The 19732-nt window shown below is 47.3% G+C and carries 18 protein-coding genes; 7 read left to right on the plus strand and 11 right to left on the minus strand.

Annotated elements, in window-relative coordinates; all coding sequences use genetic code 11:
* Positions 1-59 precede the first annotated feature (59 nt).
* The 5 genes from QEH59_RS05505 to QEH59_RS05525 all read right to left on the minus strand — a co-directional run bounded on the left by QEH59_RS05505 (position 60) and on the right by QEH59_RS05525 (position 6636).
* Complete coding sequence (locus tag QEH59_RS05505) at positions 60-659, minus strand: DUF4202 domain-containing protein (protein WP_308984359.1); 600 nt, start codon at positions 657-659, stop codon at positions 60-62.
* A gap of 94 nt (positions 660-753) precedes the next feature.
* The gene (locus QEH59_RS05510; RefSeq protein WP_308984360.1) at positions 754-1764 is read right to left on the minus strand and encodes a glycoside hydrolase family 16 protein; all 1011 of its coding nucleotides are present in this window, start codon (positions 1762-1764) and stop codon (positions 754-756) included.
* A 50-nt stretch (positions 1765-1814) separates the two neighbouring features.
* On the minus strand, positions 1815-3980 hold the full coding sequence (locus QEH59_RS05515; protein ID WP_308984361.1) for a glycoside hydrolase family 3 N-terminal domain-containing protein: 2166 nt from the start codon (positions 3978-3980) through the stop codon (positions 1815-1817).
* 64 nt (positions 3981-4044) lie between these two features.
* Entirely contained in the window at positions 4045-5451 is a 1407-nt protein-coding gene (locus tag QEH59_RS05520) for a hypothetical protein (RefSeq protein WP_308984362.1), read from the minus strand.
* 126 nt (positions 5452-5577) lie between these two features.
* Positions 5578-6636, minus strand: a complete 1059-nt coding sequence (locus tag QEH59_RS05525) for a CmpA/NrtA family ABC transporter substrate-binding protein (RefSeq protein ID WP_308984363.1) — start codon at positions 6634-6636, stop codon at positions 5578-5580.
* An 82-nt stretch (positions 6637-6718) separates the two neighbouring features.
* On the opposite strand from QEH59_RS05525, the gene QEH59_RS05530 reads away from it, so the two are divergent.
* Entirely contained in the window at positions 6719-7633 is a 915-nt protein-coding gene (locus QEH59_RS05530; RefSeq protein ID WP_308984364.1) for a LysR family transcriptional regulator, read from the plus strand.
* Between the two features lie 58 nt (positions 7634-7691).
* Here the strand turns inward: QEH59_RS05530 and moaA are convergent, their stop codons facing one another.
* Positions 7692-8696 carry a GTP 3',8-cyclase MoaA gene (moaA, locus tag QEH59_RS05535; protein WP_345785329.1) on the minus strand — a complete coding sequence of 335 codons (1005 nt, stop codon included), beginning with the start codon at positions 8694-8696 and terminating at the stop codon, positions 7692-7694.
* A gap of 233 nt (positions 8697-8929) precedes the next feature.
* Here moaA and deoC point away from each other — a divergent pair, with 233 nt between their 5' ends.
* The 4 genes from deoC (at position 8930) to QEH59_RS05555 (ending at position 12121) form a co-directional block, all read left to right on the plus strand.
* Positions 8930-9613 carry a deoxyribose-phosphate aldolase gene (gene deoC, locus QEH59_RS05540; RefSeq protein WP_308984366.1) on the plus strand — a complete coding sequence of 228 codons (684 nt, stop codon included), beginning with the start codon at positions 8930-8932 and terminating at the stop codon, positions 9611-9613.
* A 5-nt stretch (positions 9614-9618) separates the two neighbouring features.
* Complete coding sequence (locus QEH59_RS05545; protein WP_308984367.1) at positions 9619-9903, plus strand: helix-hairpin-helix domain-containing protein; 285 nt, start codon at positions 9619-9621, stop codon at positions 9901-9903.
* A gap of 26 nt (positions 9904-9929) precedes the next feature.
* Positions 9930-10613, plus strand: coding sequence for an LON peptidase substrate-binding domain-containing protein (locus QEH59_RS05550; RefSeq protein ID WP_308984368.1), 684 nt, complete (start codon positions 9930-9932; stop codon positions 10611-10613).
* Positions 10614-10792: 179 nt separating this feature from the next.
* Positions 10793-12121 (plus strand): mechanosensitive ion channel family protein, encoded by a 1329-nt coding sequence (locus QEH59_RS05555; RefSeq protein WP_308984369.1) that lies wholly within the window; start codon positions 10793-10795, stop codon positions 12119-12121.
* Between the two features lie 55 nt (positions 12122-12176).
* Here QEH59_RS05555 and QEH59_RS05560 read toward each other — a convergent pair whose 3' ends face one another.
* The 3 genes from QEH59_RS05560 to QEH59_RS05570 are packed head-to-tail and all read right to left on the minus strand — an operon-like array spanning position 12177 to position 14269.
* Entirely contained in the window at positions 12177-12641 is a 465-nt protein-coding gene (locus tag QEH59_RS05560) for an EVE domain-containing protein (RefSeq protein WP_345785328.1), read from the minus strand.
* 27 nt (positions 12642-12668) lie between these two features.
* Positions 12669-13661: a ParB/RepB/Spo0J family partition protein gene (locus QEH59_RS05565; protein WP_308984371.1), complete on the minus strand. Its 993-nt coding sequence runs from the start codon at positions 13659-13661 to the stop codon at positions 12669-12671.
* 2 nt (positions 13662-13663) lie between these two features.
* Entirely contained in the window at positions 13664-14269 is a 606-nt protein-coding gene (locus QEH59_RS05570; RefSeq protein WP_308984372.1) for a LysM peptidoglycan-binding domain-containing protein, read from the minus strand.
* A gap of 124 nt (positions 14270-14393) precedes the next feature.
* On the opposite strand from QEH59_RS05570, the gene lgt reads away from it, so the two are divergent.
* The gene (lgt, locus tag QEH59_RS05575) at positions 14394-15245 is read left to right on the plus strand and encodes a prolipoprotein diacylglyceryl transferase (RefSeq protein ID WP_308984373.1); all 852 of its coding nucleotides are present in this window, start codon (positions 14394-14396) and stop codon (positions 15243-15245) included.
* 59 nt (positions 15246-15304) lie between these two features.
* Here the strand turns inward: lgt and QEH59_RS05580 are convergent, their stop codons facing one another.
* On the minus strand, positions 15305-16153 hold the full coding sequence (locus tag QEH59_RS05580) for a universal stress protein (RefSeq protein WP_308984374.1): 849 nt from the start codon (positions 16151-16153) through the stop codon (positions 15305-15307).
* 172 nt (positions 16154-16325) lie between these two features.
* Positions 16326-17621: a glucose-1-phosphate adenylyltransferase gene (locus tag QEH59_RS05585; protein WP_308984375.1), complete on the minus strand. Its 1296-nt coding sequence runs from the start codon at positions 17619-17621 to the stop codon at positions 16326-16328.
* Positions 17622-17692: 71 nt separating this feature from the next.
* Between QEH59_RS05585 and glmS the strand changes: the two genes are divergently transcribed.
* Entirely contained in the window at positions 17693-19543 is a 1851-nt protein-coding gene (gene glmS, locus QEH59_RS05590) for a glutamine--fructose-6-phosphate transaminase (isomerizing) (protein WP_308984376.1), read from the plus strand.
* The last annotated feature ends 189 nt before the right edge of the window (positions 19544-19732 follow it).

Here is a 19732-nt window from a genome sequence, read left to right on the forward strand (position 1 = left end):
GTTAATCGAACTCCCAGTCGTTACTGCGATCGTAAGTGTTGCACAATTGATTCGATTTCTCATCCCAGCGCTTGCTGTATGATTTTTTGGGCTCGCTCGAACATAGACAACTGTGAGGCCGCTTGATGACCTTGATCACTCATTTTAGCCCATGTTTTTTGTAAGATGCCAATCATTTTTGATGTATCCCATTGATCAAGATATGCTTCAAACTGAAATTCCAAGAAGACTAGGCAGAGGGCATCCTCGATTAATTGGACTTCTTGATGCCTTTTAATTCCTTGCTTTAGATTAATCATTTTGACGGTATCAATGAGTTCTTGCTCATAACCAAGCTGGCGCAAAATATCGGCACTTTTCTGCGCGTGCATGATCTTCAAATCGGCCCGCCATTGCAAATAGCCAGTTCGCCCCTCAGGATAGCTACGACGCGGCACTTCCCAGCGGCAAAGATGCTGACAACGAGCAGCTAAATGCACGGCTTCGCTCGCATTCGGTGCCAGGTGATTGACCCAGCGAGTCATGGCGAGTGACTTATGCAGCTCCTGGGGAACTGATTGCCCTTCAATTTCAACAAGATTGGGATCTTGTTGATTGAGCGCATCAAATGCAGCAATCGCTTCCTTAAAACGAGACGTTTCTTTGAAATGAATATTCATGAATCAAGTTACAATTTGTTTACTGGATTAAACCGGTATCAAAATAGATTACCAGTTTTATCCCAGCGTCCCAATGAACAATTTTAACTCTTCTTCACTCGCTTAAAGCACGATAAACACGCACATAATCAATCACGGCACGTGACATTTCACGTGACTGTTCTGTTTCAGAAACAAAAGGACCGCTATTGCGACCATCTCCTTGCTGGGGATCCCAGGCGTTAAGTTGAAACTCCATAGTCAACATCAGCATCATATCAATTGGGTCACTAGGTATATTATCCGTGAAGGTGTAATACAACTGGCCATCAACATAACACTTCATCCAATCAGTGCTCCATTCCAAACCATAGATGTGATAATCACTATCCATAACATCGACTAATGAAAGTGCAGTAGGGTCCGAGAGTGGATTGAATTGCTTCGATTCCGATCCTCCAGTTTTCGCCCAATGATTCGCCACGTTAAAGCTATGATCTAGATAGCTCTTAGCTCCTTTAGCGATCTCGATCACATCCACCTCGGTGCCATCTATAGGATTACCATTGTAAGCACGAGTCTGCGAAAACAGCCAAAAGGCAAACCATGTTGAATGCCCAACGACTTGATCTGTGCGTACTCGAGCAGAAATATATAAAGCGCCCTCTTGTGGACTGACAAACTTGCCGGACCATTTTACCTTAGTAGGTTCCGACTCATCCCAGCTTTGGGGGAAACCTGTCATAAGATAAGCAGTTTCAACGATTGGACCATTTTCGTTCGAAGTCGAGCGGCTACTACTCGCACGTATGATTAATTGACCATCGCCATTCAACCAGTGTTGCCCCTTACGAGCACTGTACATTTGCGCGCTCGCCTCAGTGCTCCCATTCCATCGCAAGCCCTTGGAGGATTTATTTGCAAATTCTTCTGGGGTATATCCCAACATCGGGTACCATTTTTCTACTGTCCCCTCCCCTGTGAATTCGTCGGACCAATCCAGCAACCAATCACCCGCGGGAAGCCATTCAGAGGGGACATGATTCGCTTGCAATGCCTGAAATAAAACAAATGTTAGGACCGTGACAGTCAAGGACTGACAAATAAAGTAAAAGCGCTCTCTCATTATATATATTCTTTTGTTTACAGCCGAAAACTGCATCATTGTATTAAAATTCAAATACAAACTGAGAAAGGTATTTCTATATCACAGTTCGAATCCATTCCAACGCATAGCTTAAAATCACCAGGTTCAACAATACGTTCTTCGCCTGAAACAACATATGCAAGACGCGTCAGGGGCACTGGGTATTTGATCGACCGATTCTGATTCGGTTTAAGTTTGGCTCGAAAAAATCCAACCAGAAAACGCTTCGGTCTGGATCGAGTCGATACCAAGTCCTCAGCATAAACCTGTATTTGTGCAACACCTGAACGAGCACCGACATTCTTTATACTGACTTTCACTTCAAGTGTATCATCACAACCGAGGCTATAACAATTGCTAGACAAGTTAACTTCTTGAATCTGAAACTTAGTGTACGATAATCCCGATCCGAAATTAAATTGCGGTAAGGCATCCATATCCAAATATTCACCAGCCCACGGACGCCCCACACGCTTACGATTGTAGTAAATCGGAATCTGCCCTGTAGCCTTAGGGAAACTCACCGGCAAGCGGCCGACAGCATCAACGCGGCCAACAAGGACATCAATCAAACCCGGACCAGACTCAACACCACCATGAAAACTAAAGATAATCGCATCAGCACAGGCGATGACTCGATCCAGTATCAGCGGTCGACCAGCAGTGACCACAGCAACAAGCGGTCGCCCCAATTTAGCTAAGCCTTCAATGAGTTCTATTTGTCCACGTGGTAATTGTATATCCGTGACGCAATGATTCTCACCACTCCGTGTCGCCGGTTCACCGACAAAAACCACAATTGTATCCGAAGCCGAAAGAACTGCCGTCTTAGCAAATTCTAACATTTCCTCCATTGAGGCATTGACATCATGCATGCACAGACACGCACTTCCCCATTCAGCTTGAGCGGCCATGGCATAACTACAAACATCTGCAGGGTTTCCATCCATCGCCCATGTACCTAACAAAGCATCTTGCTCGTGCAACATTGGCCCAACTAAAAGTAATTTTTGCTCAGATTGCTCCAAAGGAAGTGTACCATGCTCATTTTTCAATAATACAACACTTTCTTGCATCATCTGGCGGGCCAGTTTGCGAGCTTGGACCTGTGACTGACGAACCACTGAAACGGGTTGCGGCACGGTATATGGATCCGCAAATAAACCGTAGGCCAACTTAATGCGTAACACACGTCGAACGGCGTCGTCGATACGTTCCATCGAGACCTGTCCAGTTGCTTGTAAAGACTCAAGAGAATCCGCATAGCACCGTGTCACCATCTCCATATCGACGCCAGCATTCATGGCGATTCGCGCGGCATCAGATTCATGCGCTGCAAGTCCATGTTCAAGCATTTCCCATATCGAGGCCCAATCGCTCACGACAAGGCCATCGAAGCCCATCCCTTGCTTCAAAAGCTCGCTAATTAAGTGATAACTACCAGATGCGCTTTCACCATTAATCTCATTGAATGCACTCATCACCGTCATGCAGCCAGTCGCAATGGCTCGCTCAAAGGGTGGTAAATAGACATTCGACATGCTATGCTGTGTGATTTCAGTGGTATTGTAATCACGCCCTCCTTCTGCAGCAGCATATCCAATAAAATGCTTGGCGCAGGCGATTAATTTTCCCTGTTCCTTCATACTGCCAATTGCAACATTTTGATAACCGCGAATTGCGGCGGCTCCACATTCGCCGACATAAAAAGGGTCTTCGCCATAACCTTCGACCACGCGTCCCCAGCGCGGATCTCGAGCGACATCCAGCATCGGTGAAAAAGTCCAGTGCACTCCTGCTCGTGACGCTTCAGTGGCTGCTAAGTCACTACATGCTTCAATCAAGTCCAAATTCCATGTGCATGCTTGACCAAGCGGCACGGGGAAAACAGTGCGATGCCCATGAATAATATCCCTGCCATAAAGCAAAGGAATGCCATTGGGGCTTTCCTCCACTGCGATTCTCTGGAGCTCATTGAGCTCTGAAAGAGTCAAACTAACTTGAGCTTCACTCCCGGCAAAAGGAGTCGATGCCAATATCAATGAGCCAACTTGGCCACTGCGAATGCGCTCAGACAATGCCGACCTATCATCGCATTCAGCTGTTTCTTGACAGAGTTGGCCAATCTTCTCAATCAAACTTAACTTTGATAAGCGCTGCTCGACAAGCGCATCTAGATCATACCGATTCATCATCTCTGCAAGTAGCTATTAACTGCTCTCTCTCTCTCCAGCGGCTCAACTTATCAGTCATACTGATTTACTCTGCAAGTTTACGGTAGACACGTACATAATCTACGTAAGCAAAAGATGGCAAACGTGATTCCGGATTATCTTCAAAGCGCCCAACTGCATGTCCCCAGTGATTTTTATTACCATTGGCCGGATCACCATTTGCAATTTCGATCGTGAGACGAATGCCGTGCGTATCATCAGTAGAAATATAGTCCTTATTGCGGTTCACCCAGTAAGGTTCACCATTCAGGTAGTATACTTGAATATCTTTAGTCCAATAGAGTCCCCATGTATTCCAGACCTTCTCATCAAAAGAGACCAATCCGTGTGGCTGTGGAGGTTGAACACTTTTGCCACCATCTCTGATATGAATGGCCGCATTAAACTTATTCATCAAACTATAGTTTGGACCTTTAAAAGGAACATACTCCATAACATCAATCTCTGAGCCTAAAGCCGCATCACCAGTGTAAGGGTTGTCCGAGAATAGCCACAACGCAAACCATGCGGCATGCGCTTTGAATTGAGAAACGTTAGCACGCCATTCAATATAGATGCCCTCCTCGCCGGGCCCAAAAGTAATGCTGTCATCCTTACTGTAAGTGTCTTTTTCAGAGGTGACTAAATAGGGAGCCAAGCGCTTGCCATTCTCATAACGCGTGCGCATTGTTAAATTACCGCGACCATCTAAATATGCCTCCTCCGGAGCTAAGGTCGAATCACGCCAGGTACCATCGGCGCGCCAAATTGCTCCCGGCCGCCAATGCTCAGCTGGGGCATCACCTTTCTTACCTTCAAACTCATCATTCCAGATAAGTTCCCACTTATCGCTAAGCAAGAAAGCATCAGTTTGCAGTTCAGCGTCCAGCTCATTGGCATTAAATAACTGCATATTATCGATGTAAATCGGCGCCATCGAGCCACCACTCGCGATGGAAACAATGCCTATATGCCCCCAATAAATATCCTGATCAAAAGCAGGGTCCGCCGCATAATCCCATGAAAAATGATAACTTTTTCCACCCTCAGCATTTAGATCAAGTTCTAGTTCACTAGTGATATCAAAATCAGCACTATTGCCTTGTCCGCCATAGATACGCACCTGTATTTTAGCCCAACCGGTTGCTGGTAAACTTTCTTCTGGCACATATACATCGAAGCTCAAAGAGGTGGAAGACTTTATTTTGCTCAAGAGATCTTTGCGGATGGCTAATTGATTCCACGCATGCCCCTTAGAACCGGATAGCATAAGACACTGTTGTCCATCACTCACGGCCTCTGCAGGAATCCCCACCTCCTGACGAACAACTGCAAGCGTCGTATTTGGTGAAGCTTCCCAATTATGATCAGGCCCCTCAAAGGAATCTTGCCACGCATGAATAGATAGGGGCAGAGATAAGCTAGTAAAAATGATGGGGAGTATTTTTTTCATAAATTAATACCTACAATGATAGCAAGATTACCATCATTGAGAATACCACTTACCCACATCATATCAATCTGTGCAAGATTGCACACGTTGCGAATAGCTGCAGCGTCGTGATCGATCCGCGGAACTTCAACGAACTTCACACAGACCCGCAGCCTGTGCATAGATACTCTCTCGAAATACGCGAGGAATCAAATCAGTGCTGAGCTTAGAAACATTGTGCGGCATAAAGCGTAATAAATCATCGTAAACCAAAGCGGCCCGCTTAAGGTCAGGACAATTTAAATCCCTCCCGCTAAAGCGTATGAACTCACCGTGAACAGTCTGCGCATATCCCATCGGAAATTCCGTCGAAAAGGCATGGGATAATGTCTTAGGACTACAGTTTAAATACTTTGATTTAGATAATATCTTTAACATTTCTATTCTTTGATTCGGGTTATCGCAGTATTCACAGGCCTGTCGCAATGCCTGAATCATAGCAATATACTCTTCACCACGATAGCTATAAAAACGTTCAGTCGTCGCCAACACCTTCTCCGGATACCCCTTAGCGATTTGTTCACTGGTCGCGACGCACCAACCTAATTCTTCCTCAACCGCCAATGAATTCCATGGTTCGCCGACACAAATTCCATCAATATTATTGGAAGCGAGATTTCGCACCATCTGATCAGGAGGCAGCACTGATATAATCACATCCTGCTTAGGATTGATCCCCAGGCTATCCAACCAACGACAGAGCATGAAATGATGCGATGAGGCTAAAGATACTACGCCAATTACCAGTTTCCTAGAATTAAAACCCGTGTTAATGTAGCGCCGTAGGCTAGGCCCATCATCCACGCCCTCCTCACGTAACTGATTCGATAATGTAATCGCGTTACCATTACAATTAAGCACCATTCCCGTAATAACTTCGGTCGTCGCCACATTAATCCCCATTTGCATGACGAAGGGCAGCGGGCTTAGTGCCTGAACTACATCAAGTTCACCAAATGCCAGCTTATCGCGAATAGTTGCCCACCCCACTTCACGAGTCAAATTCACATCCACACCAGCCTCGCGAAAGAAGCCCAAGCAATCCGCGATAATCAGCGGTGCAGCATCGAGTAAACGAACGTAACCGAGTTTGATGGAAGCGCTGCGGCGCGTACGGGCTGAAATATTGGCTGCTGGTGTAAACATCTTGTCCTATGATTAGCATTGACCATACCCATTTGTAGAATTCATCTAACAAATGTAATCATATATAGAATGAATTTTGCTCATGCAGGAAACTATCGACAGTCGCCAACTCCTCGCCTTTTGCACACTGGTGCAGACCGGCAGCTTTACTGAAACGGCTCATATACTCAATCTAACCCAATCAGCGATCAGTCACTCAGTAAAGAACCTCGAATTGGATCTTCGCTGTCAACTGGTGACCAGAACGGGACGAAAAATCAACATTACAGCCGACGGGGAAGCGCTGTATAAGGACGCCCGCCACATCCTAAACCAGATGCAAGGTGCGCGTCTGCGCATACAAGATCGCCAAAACTGGGGGCGGGGACGTCTACGCGTAGGCGCTAGCACAACAGCTTGTCAGCATCTACTGCCCAGCATATTAAGGGAATACAATGAGTGTTTCCCTGACTGTATTTTGACGATTATTCCAGCCGATACTCCGCAGTTACTGGACATGACCCGTCGCCATGAGATCGACTTGGCAATTATCGTGACTCCAAACGAACTCAAAAATATTGAAGTTAAACCACTCTTTTCAGACGAACTCATTCTAGTTGCGTCCCCGATTCATGAATTGGCTCAGAATAAGCGTGTCCAAATGGAGAAGATTGCTCAAGAACGCATGGTGCTCTACAATAAAGGAAGCCTAACCTTCGATCTCATCGAGCAATATTTTCGGCAAAGCAAAGTACAGCTACAAAATTACATTGAACTCGGTAGCATGGAAGCGATTAAGGAACTGGTCAAAATCAACTACGGAGTGAGCTTTCTGGCTTCATGGACAGTCGAAGATGAAATTAATGCGGGTAGTCTCGTACAAATCTCAACGGGAAAACGTACAATTATACGGAATTGGGGAGTCTGCTACGCCAAGGATAAAAAGCTCTCGATCAATGAAGAAACCTTCCTAGGTCTCAGTCAGGCAGTCGCTAGCACAATGCAATCGGCACTCTAGAGCGTTTTGCGCGTACTAAGTCCCGATGGTAGCACGTGACCGGTGTTGATCGGATACATCAGCCCCCAATATAGGACATTTCCACTTTATCGCGCACAACGCTGGAGTGCGTGCGCAGTTCCGAATATCGATCGGAGCGTGCAGCCCAGTGTTGCGATAGCAGTTCAACCAATGCTTCTTTACAATAATTGTCGGCACGCAAAATTTTCTTCAAATTCAAGCCAGAACTGGCAAATAAGCAGGTATATAACTGACCATCCGCCGAAATACGCGCACGAGTGCAACCATGGCAAAAAGGCTGAGTCACAGAAGTAATTAATCCAAATTCCGCAGACGAATCGGTAAATTTGTAACACTTGGCGACCTCACTTCGAGAACTCAGATCCAAAGCTTCCACATCAAACTCACTTTGTATCGTCTGTAAAATTTCACGGCCGCTGATCACTCGGTCCATTCTCCAACCATTGTGGTTGCCAACATCCATAAACTCGATGAAGCGTAACGTTACACCCTGTTGTTTAAAATATCGCGTCATCGGTAGAATCTGACTATCATTGACTCCCCGCTCGACCACCATATTTACCTTTACCGAAAAGCCTTCGTGCTGAGCCGCCGCAATGCCAGCGAGGACGGCACGCGGTGCTACCCCACGACCGTTCATCTTACCTGCGATTTCAGCATCCAATGCATCTAAACTAACTGTCACACGATCCAAACCAGCGGCCTTCAATTCACTAACGCGCTCAGCTAAACGCAAGCCATTAGTGGTCATCGCAATGTCTTCGACCCCATGAAAGTCCTTTAAACGTTGAATGTATTTAGTAAGTCCAGGCCGCAACAAAGGCTCCCCGCCGGTCAGGCGTATTTTACGTACTCCAATCTGCACAAATGCTGCCACGAGATCGTCCAATTCTGAAAACCGCAGCCATTCCGATTTACGCAAAAATTGGTAATCCGCCCCGAATACTTCTTTCGGCATGCAGTAGGTACAGCGCAGATTGCATCGATCTGTTAGCGATATCCGTAAATCTGTAAGTCCTCTTCCTTGTTGATCCTGAATCATTATATTATTCCAGCTACCTAGTGGCAGAAAGCCCTGCAGATAAAGCATAAAAAAGTCATCTCAAAATGGTGGTAACCCAGAGTATCTGTCGGCAGCGAGTTCGAAACGAATACTATCAGCAACGATTCAAATCAACATTCTGAGTATTTCAAAGTAAACAAAGGAGGTGAATTGACTCTGCATCGCAATTAAGTGAAGATGCCCCCCCCTGAATAGATAACATATGAAGCACCATGCCTGACATCAATCGCTACCTCGACGCCGCAATTTTAAAACCGGAATTTACTGAATCCGATCTAATCGAGGCCATCAAAGCATGCATCCAGCTAAAAACTTATAGCGTGTGCGTGCGCCCCTGCGACATCACAATCGCACAGCAGCTTTGCCAAGAAACAGAGACCGCAGTATGTGTAGTATTAGGCTTTCCACACGGTGTACAATTACCCGCGTCAAAAGCAGATGAAGCACGACGTTACATTGAGCGAGGAGTCGACGAGATTGATATGGTGGCCAATTATGGATGGATTCGGTCTGAAAAATGGAAGGACGTAGAAGCAGACATCGTCACTGTCGCCCAACTGACCCGCAGTGCTGGTGTTCCACTAAAAGTTATTTTTGAAACCGCACATTTAAGCTCTGAAGCCATTAAGCGAATGGTGGAGGTATGCGTCCGTGCTGGAGCTGATTTCGTAAAGACTTCAACCGGTTTCAATGGTGAAGGTGCCAAAGTGGAGGACGTACAAATCATGCTCGAAAGCGCTGCTGGCCGAATCAAAGTCAAACCATCCGGGGGCATCCGCGACCAATCGGATGCACTAAACTTCATAAAAATGGGCGCTCATCGCTTGGGCGTCGGCTGGACATCTTGTCAGACAATTTGCGAAGGCACCAAGGCACAATCTAAAAGCGGATATTAAACACAATGTTTCCACAAAAAAAGAAAAAAAAGGTCGACTACGAAGCACTCAACTCCGCACTCATGCGAATTCCACGTATGGATGTAGTCGTCGCCCGCAGTCTACTCGACATGGGCATCCGTGAGATCTACGACCTTCAGGGACGGGCCCCGGAAATTCTGTTTGAAGAGGCACGCAAACGAAGTGACACCTTATTCGACACTCATATTCGCTATTTCCGCATGGCAGTCTACTATGCAGAAAGCGAGTCTCCCGAGGTGTCTAAATTACATCCAGACGAATGGAACTAGTTCTCCGCTTGGCCCACTAAATCACAATGAAGCCACAAGAAATTGAAATACCGCGCGAAGTGCCGGTGATGACTTTAAGTCAATGTGTACTCTTCCCACAGGCGATGATGCCCATATTTATATTTGAACCACGTTACCGGGAGATGCTCCGTCGGGTTTTGGAGCAGGATCGTATTTTTGCTGTCGCGGCATTGGATGACCGTAGAGAGGATGCAGAAGCATTGGAAACCCCCTATTCGATCGCCAGTGTTGGCGTCGTAAGGGCCTGCAAACAAAACGCAGACGGCACGTCCAATCTTATCCTACAAGGATTAGCGCGCGTCGAATTCGAGAGTTTTGTATCCGAAGAGCCATATCGCTGCGCTCGTATCCATCAGGTTTTAAGCGAATCAGACGGTAGTACGCAAACAATGGGGAAGATTCAACCTACTCTATTAGCGCTGATGCAAACGCAAAAACGGCTTGGAGCCGATATACCACAGGAAGTTTTACAATTCTTATCCAATATCAAGGAACCTGAAAATGTTTTAGATCTGGCAATCTACACGCTCTGCCCAGATGGCCGCTTCAAACAAGAGCTTTTGGAAACTCGCGGCATCCATGCACGCTTCGAAAAGTTCGTAGTTGCACTACGCACACAAATTGAACGTCTGAAGTTAGATAATCAGCTCAAGGGCGGGCTCGGCAAAGACAATATAGGCAATAATTAGTTGCCACACCGCTCCACTGCTTACTCAAATTATAAAGCTAACAAACGAGCCAGGATTACAGGTAGCTCGCGTAATGGCATTGCTGACGCAGAGTCCTTGGTAGAACAGTTTGTATTTAATTAGCTTCGTGTTGAACGAAGCATTGTCAGCAAGCAAAATTACCTCCAACAATGCTGTCTATGACTCCAGAATTCATTAGCGAATTTCTCCTTAATTATAATGTCAACGCCGCTGCCGCAAGTATCATCGGCCTACTGGTGGCTGGACTGTATCTGTTCATATTGGCACTTCTGGCTAACTTTGTAGCAAAACGGTTCATCGCTTATGTCGTACACCCAGTAATACGAAAAACCTCGATGCAGTGGGACGACTTACTGATTGAGCACAAGGTAATCGTACGCTTCTCTCACATCGTCCCTGCTGCAATTATTCATTTTTTCGCACCCGCACTATTTGCACACACACCAACCATAGCGAGTTTCTTTCAATTACTAGTCAACATCTACCTAATCGTGATCATTTTATTCGTGATCGATGGTGTGTTGAATTTCACGCGCTCATTATGGGAGCGCAGTTCCATGGGAAGACGCTACCCCGCCAAGAGCTTCGTTCAGGCCGCAAAGCTTGTCGTGAACCTGATCGGTTTCATTTTCATTCTTTCATCCATATTGGAAAAATCCCCGTTAGTCCTGTTTTCTGGTTTAGGTGCAGTCACAGCAATCTTACTCTTAATTTTTAAAGACGCCATACTTGGCTTGGTGGCCGGCTTCCAGCTCTCTGTCAACAATATGGTCATGGTCGACGATTGGATCGAAATGCCGGCTCGCGGCGCCGATGGTAGCGTGATCGATGTATCACTCACCACAGTCAAAGTACAAAACTGGGATAAGACGATTACCACTGTACCAACTTATGCACTCATTACAGATTCTTTTAAGAATTGGCGTGGAATGAGTGAAGCGGGCGGTCGACGCATCAAACGCAGTTTACATATTGACCTGCGCACGATCCAATTTGCCGACGAAGAGCTCTTGGAGCGCTTCAAACGTATCCGCCTGCTTCGCCCATATCTTGAAACAAAGCTCGAAGAGATCCAAAAATACAACGATGGCGTAGGTGAGGAACTCTCTGAACTAATCAACGGGCGCCGCTTGACAAATGTAGGGACTTTTCGCGCCTACTGTGTCGCCTATTTGCGTAACCATCCCAAGATTCATCAGGATATGACGCTTTTAGTGCGTCAATTAACCCCAAATGCTCACGGTTTACCGCTAGAAATTTACGTATTCACCAATGATATCGCTTGGGCACGCTATGAAGATATACAGGGAGATATCTTTGATCATTTCCTCTCAGTCCTGCCTGAATTTGGCTTAAGTGCTTACCAAGCCCCCAGTGGTTCAGACCTTGAAAAGGCTGGCTTGACACTCATTAAGCAATCAACCGACAAGCCTGAAGCAATCTCGGATAACACAGTACTTGAGCCTGTTAACTCAGCGAGTGAATAAGTGACAGATACCCTGGAAATGCACCAAGTGATTGGACTACTCCTCCCCTGATTGACTACTGGTTGGCCGTGCTGACAATGGCTTGAAACTCCGCTTCACTCACAGGACAAATCGATAGACGATTGCCACGCTGTAGCGCGCGCATGTCTGCAAGTGCTGGCATCGATTTCATTTCCTGAAGCGAAACCAAGCGCTTCAAGTCAGCCTTATAGCTAACGTCGACAAGCATCCAACGAGGTTTCGCTGGATCGCTCTTAGCGTCGAAATATTTCGATTTAGGGTCGAACGCAGTGGGGTCTGGGTACGCTGCACTGGCCACTTGAGCAATTCCAGCCACACCTGGAGGATTGGTATTCGAATGATAAAACAATATGGTATCTCCCACCTGCATCACATCTCGCATGAAATTACGTGCCTGATAATTGCGCACTCCATCCCATGGTTCAGTTTGATTCGGGCGTGCCTTAAGATCTTCAAACGAAAAGACATCAGGTTCGGATTTCATTAACCAGTAATTCATATTCTAAGATACAGATAGGATACTCAACTATTGTAAACCAAGCTTTTCCAGAATTCGGTCGAGATCTTCGTTGCCAAAATACTCGATGGTAATACGCCCCTTCTTCGCGGTATGTTTAAGCGCCACGCGAGTATTAAAGTGAGCCCCCATACGTTTTTCAAGATCTCGGATAGCGGTCTGCTCGGCCTCTGGAGTTTTGCTGGTGCCTTTATTAGCAGTGCTGGCGCGCCCCTCCTTCAAGCGTCGCACTTGGGCTTCGGCCTCACGCACGCTCATGCCAGTTTCAATGATCCGACGTGCGAGTAATTTGCGATGCTCCAAACTTTCAAGTCCAAGCAGAACTTTTGCGTGCCCGGTTGAAATAAGACGACGGCTCAGATAACCTTGAATCTCGGAGCCAAGTGTCAACAAACGCAAGGCGTTGGCCACAGTGGCACGCCCCTTGCCAACACGCTCGGCAGCTGCCTCTTGAGTCAGATCAAAATCACGCACAAGGCTGGCATAACCAAGTGCTTCATCAATCGGATTCAGATTCTCGCGCTGAAGATTCTCAATTAAAGCGAGAGTCGCTGAGGAAGCGTCACTCGCTTCAATAATGCGAGCAGGGATCGTCTTGATTTTTAGATACTTAAACGCGCGTAAACGACGCTCACCTGCAATCAGTTCAAATTTTCCACCTTTTGCACGTACCACAATCGGCTGCAAGAGTCCTTCAGACTGAATACTCTTCGCCAATTCTTCAACGTATTCTTCATGAATTTCGCGGCGTGGCTGGTAGGGATTGGCCACCACATCATTGACTTCAATTTCACGATAACCGGGGGCAGTGGCTGCGCTAGTAGTGGCTGCCTGCGTCGTCTTTACCGCGGGCTTGGATTGACTCGCAGCTGAAGCTTGCTTGGACGCCGTTTTTTTTGTCACTTGCGAGCTGGTTTCGGATTTAGTCTGAGGCTGTGAGCTACCGACTCCGGAAATGAGGCCGCCGAGTCCGCGGCCGAGTCTTGTTTTAGAATTTGACATGTTTACTGTGCGATCGGGATGAAAATAGTTTCGCCTACCTGTAGGTCACGGGCTGGATTCACAATCTTATTGGCATTTTGAATATTCTTTACTGTAGAACCATGCACCCGCGCAATTTTGCTGAGGGTATCTCCGGAGCGAACTACGTAAGGTTTGCCCGTCTTGGGAAAATCATCTGAAAAATGCACTGAAGCCGCTACCTGAGGTTGACTATCCACTGCCTTCGCCACCGAATTAATCGCTGCCTGAGTTTCTGTAGCTAATGCACTCACCTGACGGTTAACCTCGGCAAGTATCTGTTGCTTCTGCGCATCGTCTGCAGCACGATATTCCCGACGCAGGGTTTCAATCGCACTAGACAGGTTGGAAATTTGTACCTCGGTATCACGACTCGAACTGGCGGCAGCAAGCTCCGCACGCAAACGAGCATTTTCGCGATGCAGTTCCTCAATTTCAAGCCGCAGCGTTTTAAGGTTCTGCGCGAGCAGGTTCATATCCTGACTCATGTTTGCGACGGTCACGCGGAGATTATCCTGAGCGACCACCGGAGTGACATAGACACAAAGGGTGCAAAGGCAAAAAAACGCCGTAGTGAAAGATTTGATCATAAAATAGGAAGATTTCGGCACAGGCTGAAATGTCAAAGAAAAGAGTGGAGATTCAGTGTATTGGCAATAAGTAGTAAAAGCAGTTGAATCGCGGGGGGCATACTATTCTGTAAATTGCATCAACATGATCGAACAAAGCCAATACTGGGTACACAATTTAAGCCCCTTTCTAATTCGTTTTCCCGAGAACCCACTGGGGCTCGACGGAATTCGTTACTATGGACTCGCGTACTTACTTGGCTTTCTGGGGGCTTGGCTCTTATTGAAGCTCTACGATAACAAGAAAAAATTCGCAATTGATGCCGATGCCCGAGCAAGCCTGATGACGGCGATTATTCTGGGCGTTTTAGTCGGTGGCCGCGTCGGCTACATGCTACTTTACGATTTGGAGGCATTTTTAGCCAATCCCCTATTAGTTCTACGTGTGGATCAAGGCGGAATGGCAAGCCATGGGGGCTTTATAGGCGTGATGTTCGCGCTTCTATGGTTTGCACGTAAACAAGGATGTGGCTTCCTCCATTTGAGTGACGTCGTAGTCACCTTGGCTCCAATGGGATTAATGTTTGGCCGAATCGCGAACTTTATCAATGGAGAACTCTGGGGACGTATCACAACAGTCAGTTGGGCAGTAATTTTCCTGGATAGCCCCAAGAGCTACAATCCGCTGTTAGAGACCTATGGCCCGCAACCACGCCATCCCTCGCAGCTGTATGAAGCCGCTCTCGAAGGAGGCCTAATGCTTGCATATGTCCAGTGGCGCTTCTGGTGCACCCGCCCACCAGCGGGTCAACTTGCGGGAGAGTTTTTGATTGGCTATGCACTTGTCAGGATCCTGGGCGAACTCTTTCGCGAACCAGATGCAGCGCTTGTATTCGGCCTCAGCCGCGGGCAATTTTACTCAATGTTCATGATAATTGCTGGTACTGTAGCCATTTGGCTAGCACGCCGCTCCCGGAACACGCCAGCTCCGTCATAGTGTGGAACCGACGCCGGAACCATGAAACTCAGAATGAGAATTAATGCATGTAATCGCGTTTAACGGAAGCAAAGCACCGGCACATAGCAACTGCGTAGTAATTCCGTCGTGGTGCTACCGATTAACAACTCACGTATGCGACTATGTCCATAAGCACCCAGTAGCAACAGATCAATATCCGATTGCACCACGTATTCGGCAATTGCTGTCTCCACCTCCCCCGTCAGCATTTGGCAAGTCGGCGCTAGGGCCGCTGCTTTCAAAACAGCCTCAGCTTCATTGAGTCGCTGTGTTGCCTCATCCTCTTTATGCCCTTCAACACAAACAATGATGTGCAAGTCCATTGAACGGAAAGGTTCGTTGGCAATAATGTAATTGAGCGCTTTCCGGCAACTGGCACCCCCATCATAAGCTATCGCAATACTATCTATAGGTTTAAACTGACGATTCGTCACTAAGCAGGGCTGCTCGACGGAGCGAAGCACACGCTCCAGCATCGACCCCAAATGCTCGGTTGCGAAATTTGCATTCTCCCCGCGCTTTCCCATCAATACCAAGTCTGCCATGTCGGCATAATCGGACATCACATCAACCAATAAGCCAGTCTCATGATGGAAAGTGATCTTGACCTCGTCCACTCCTGCACCCTGTAAAGTTTTGAGCGCATGCTCTTTGACAAACTGTGCCTTAACTTCCTCAACTTCATGCAATTGCGAAACCATGCCTTCAAATGGCTGGATCCCTAGGCTACCACTAAAATCAGCCACAGCCGGAATCTCGAACTGACGTAAGTCAGTGACATAGAGCACACTAATACTGGCATTTGTATGCTGACTAAGCCATGCTCCGTAAAGGCAGGCTTCGTGCGAGTAGTTAGAACCATCTGTGCAGATTAGAATATTTTTCATCGCAATATTGGGTTATATAAGAGTCATCAAATGACTATTTTCTTCGACGCAATAATACTATCCAAAGATTGATATAGAGCAACTGAAAACCGCGATTCCGGAGAAGTCTGAAATCGCGGTTGATATTTAGCCCTATCTGCCAAAAGGCTTGTTAATTTGCTGTCAATTCCCGCTAGGCTTTTAACACAAAACCGTCGGGCACAATGGTTTCTTTGCAGACAACCAGCACTCCATCACGAATGGCAATATCGACATCAGGCCCGAAGTTATCTGGCAGCCCAGTGGGATCTAGCACGACATTGTTACCGATACGCACGTTCTTATCCAGAATTGCATTTTTGATCACACAGTGTTGGCCTACCCCGAAATTTGGACGATTCTGCTGCAGGTTATCCTCAATATCCTCCATGGTTTCGAAGTTATCCGCCCCCATCATCACAACATTCTCCAACTCGCTTTTCTCACGCACAACCGAACGCACCCCGAGCGTGGAATGCTTTATTTTCGCATCCGTGACAATGCATCCATCCGCGAGAATCGCACGGTCGATAATACAAGAATTAATCTTCGAAGCGGGCAAGAAGCGGGCATGGGTGAAAATGCGGGCCTCTTCATCAAAAAAGTTAAACGGTGGCACTGGATCTGTTAATCGAATATTCGATTCGAAGAACGCCTTCACCGTTCCGATATCTTCCCAATAGTCATCGAAAACGTAACTGCACATCTTCGACTTTCCGAGTAAACCTGGAATGATCTCCTTGCCAAAATCCGTCGTATCCGTCTTTAACGCCTCAATCAACGTGTTGGCATTAAAGACATAAATGCCCATCGATGCCAGACAGTAGCCTCGCCCTCCCGGGTCCTTCATTTTGTTCAAGACGTTCTGACCTACCGCCAAACCTTTAATGACTTCAGGATCCGTGGGTTTTTCAACAAATTCCGTGACTTCCAAGTCCTCATTGACCCGCATTAAGCCAAGTCCTTCCGCTTCATCAAGACCAAGCGGCTTAGCCGTAATCGTCACCTCTGCGCCAGATGCGTCGTGCTCTCGAACCACATCTGCCAGGTCCATTCGATACAATTGATCACCAGACAAAATCACGTATAGATCACCTTCACTATGCCCTTGAAAGTGGTGCATATTCTGACGCACGGCATCGGCCGTGCCCTGGTACCAGGTGTCGCCCTTGTTCGTTTGCTCTGCAGACAAAATATCAACAAAACCGCCGGCATAGGGATCGAATTTATAAGATTCCTGGATGTGACGATGCAGGGAAGCCGTGTTAAATTGCGATAAAACGTAGATCTGGTTGTAGCCCGAGTTCAGGCAATTACTAATCGGTATATCAACCAAGCGGTATTTGCCAGCCAGTGGAACAGCAGGCTTACAGCGGTCGCGCGTCAGAGGGCTCAAGCGCGAGCCACGGCCACCGCCCATAATTATGCAGATGATTTTTCGTTTTTTCATATTTTCTGAGGTATCAGGGTGAGTCAATAAGCTTGAAAACTTAAACGCACTCTGAACTTATTTGAAGCTTTATGTGTGGAATTGTTGGATATATCGGCCGCGATCGTGCGGGAAGTGTCATGCTAGAGGGTTTAAAGCGCTTGGAGTACCGAGGCTACGACTCATCAGGCATGGTTGTCTCTGCAGGCAATGGCTTCGAACAGATCAAACGCACCGGACGAGTGGTTAATTTAGAAGAAGCACTTGCAGAGCGACAGCTAGGCGGTCAACTGGGCATCAGCCATACCCGCTGGGCAACCCACGGTGATGTCACAGAGGCCAATGCTCATCCACACACCAGTAGCGATGGCAAAATCTCACTGGTACATAATGGAGTCATCGAAAATTACTCAGGAATGAAAACTTTCCTGCAGGAAAAAGGCTATACCTTTCAATCAGAGACGGACTCGGAAGCACTCTGCAACCTAATCGCATACCACTACCAGAAAGAACCACGTGGAAGTGTTAAAAACGCCTTTCTGGAGGCCGTACGCAAAAGTCTGCGTCATGTCGAAGGCACTTACGGCATTGCAGTCATCTGCTCCGACTACCCGGACGAACTTATCGGTGCCCGCAAGGGCTCCCCACTAATTATCGGCATCGGAAAAGGTGAGAACTTGCTCGCATCAGATGTCAATGCAATCACCCACTGCACGCAGAACGTCGTCTATTTAAATGACAATGAGGTGGTGCACCTTAAAAATGACGATTTCTCCATCACCACCGTTTCCAGTAAAAACGTTGAAGCCGTCATTCACAAGGTCGATTGGGACACTTCCGAATCCGAACTCGGCAGCTATAGCCACTTCATGGAGAAGGAAATCTTTGAACAACCCAATTCCTTGATGAATGGCATGCGCGGTCGCTTTTCCGACGACGGTAGCACCGCAGTCTTTGGTGGACTGAATTTAACCCCACAGGAACTACGCCAAATTGATCGCATACTGTTTCTCGCTTGTGGCACCGCTTGGCACTCTTGTTTAGTCGCCGAATATTTAATAGAACGCTTCGCCCGAATCCCCGTTGAAGTGGAATACGCCTCCGAATTCCGTTATCGCAACTCACCACTGGACAAAAATACTCTGGTTATCGCGATCAGCCAATCAGGCGAAACCATCGACACACTTGGAGCTCTGCGCGAGGCCAAACGCAAAGGCTATCGCACACTTGCAATCAACAATAGTGTCGGCTCCACCATCGCACGTGAAAGTGACGGGGGAATCTATCAGCATGCAGGGCCAGAAATCGGTGTCGCATCCACCAAGGCATTCACCTCACAAATTATGATCTGTGCGATGCTGGCACTTTATTTAGGCCGCCTACGCGATCTCAGCTACGGGGATGGCGTCGACATCGTCAAAGCACTCAAGCAAGTACCGGAGCAGGTCCATGCAATCCTGAAGCAGAACGAGAAAATTGAAGCGATTGCCAAGAAATATGCACGCTATGAAGACTGCCTGTTCCTCGGGCGTCAGCTCATGTTTCCAATCGCGCTCGAGGGGGCGCTGAAATTAAAAGAAATTTCCTACATACATGCCGAGGGCTATCCAGCAGCAGAAATGAAGCACGGTCCAATCGCACTGATTTGTGAAGAGTGTCCCAGTGTATTTCTAGCAACCAGTGGGGAGATTTTTCAAAAAAGCCTCGCCAACGTGCAAGAAGTCAAAGCTCGCAAAGGAAAAGTCATCTGCATCGCCACTGCGGGCTGCGACCTGCCCGAAGGGCTGGTCGATGACATTGTAATTGTCCCTGAATGCCATGAGATTGTGCAACCCATACTCATGAGCATCCCCATCCAGCTCTTCAGCTATCACGTCGCCCTGGCACGTGGTTGCGACGTAGACAAACCACGCAATCTCGCGAAATCGGTCACCGTAGAATAGACTGATCCATAAAACTCATTTGCATTGCCTGAACTTACCACATAGGTATTCGTTTGCCTATAATCTGGTTGGATGAGTCAGCAAACCAGGTGTGCAATGACAACAACACACAAAAGAAGCCCGCAGACTGGCCATTGCAGCGCATTCGGCATTGACTAACAAAGCACAGGCTTCTGTCTTCTGAAGCTT

Origin of the sequence: Thalassobacterium sedimentorum (assembly GCF_031127905.1) — a bacterium.
Lineage (GTDB): Bacteria > Verrucomicrobiota > Verrucomicrobiia > Opitutales > Coraliomargaritaceae > Thalassobacterium > Thalassobacterium sedimentorum.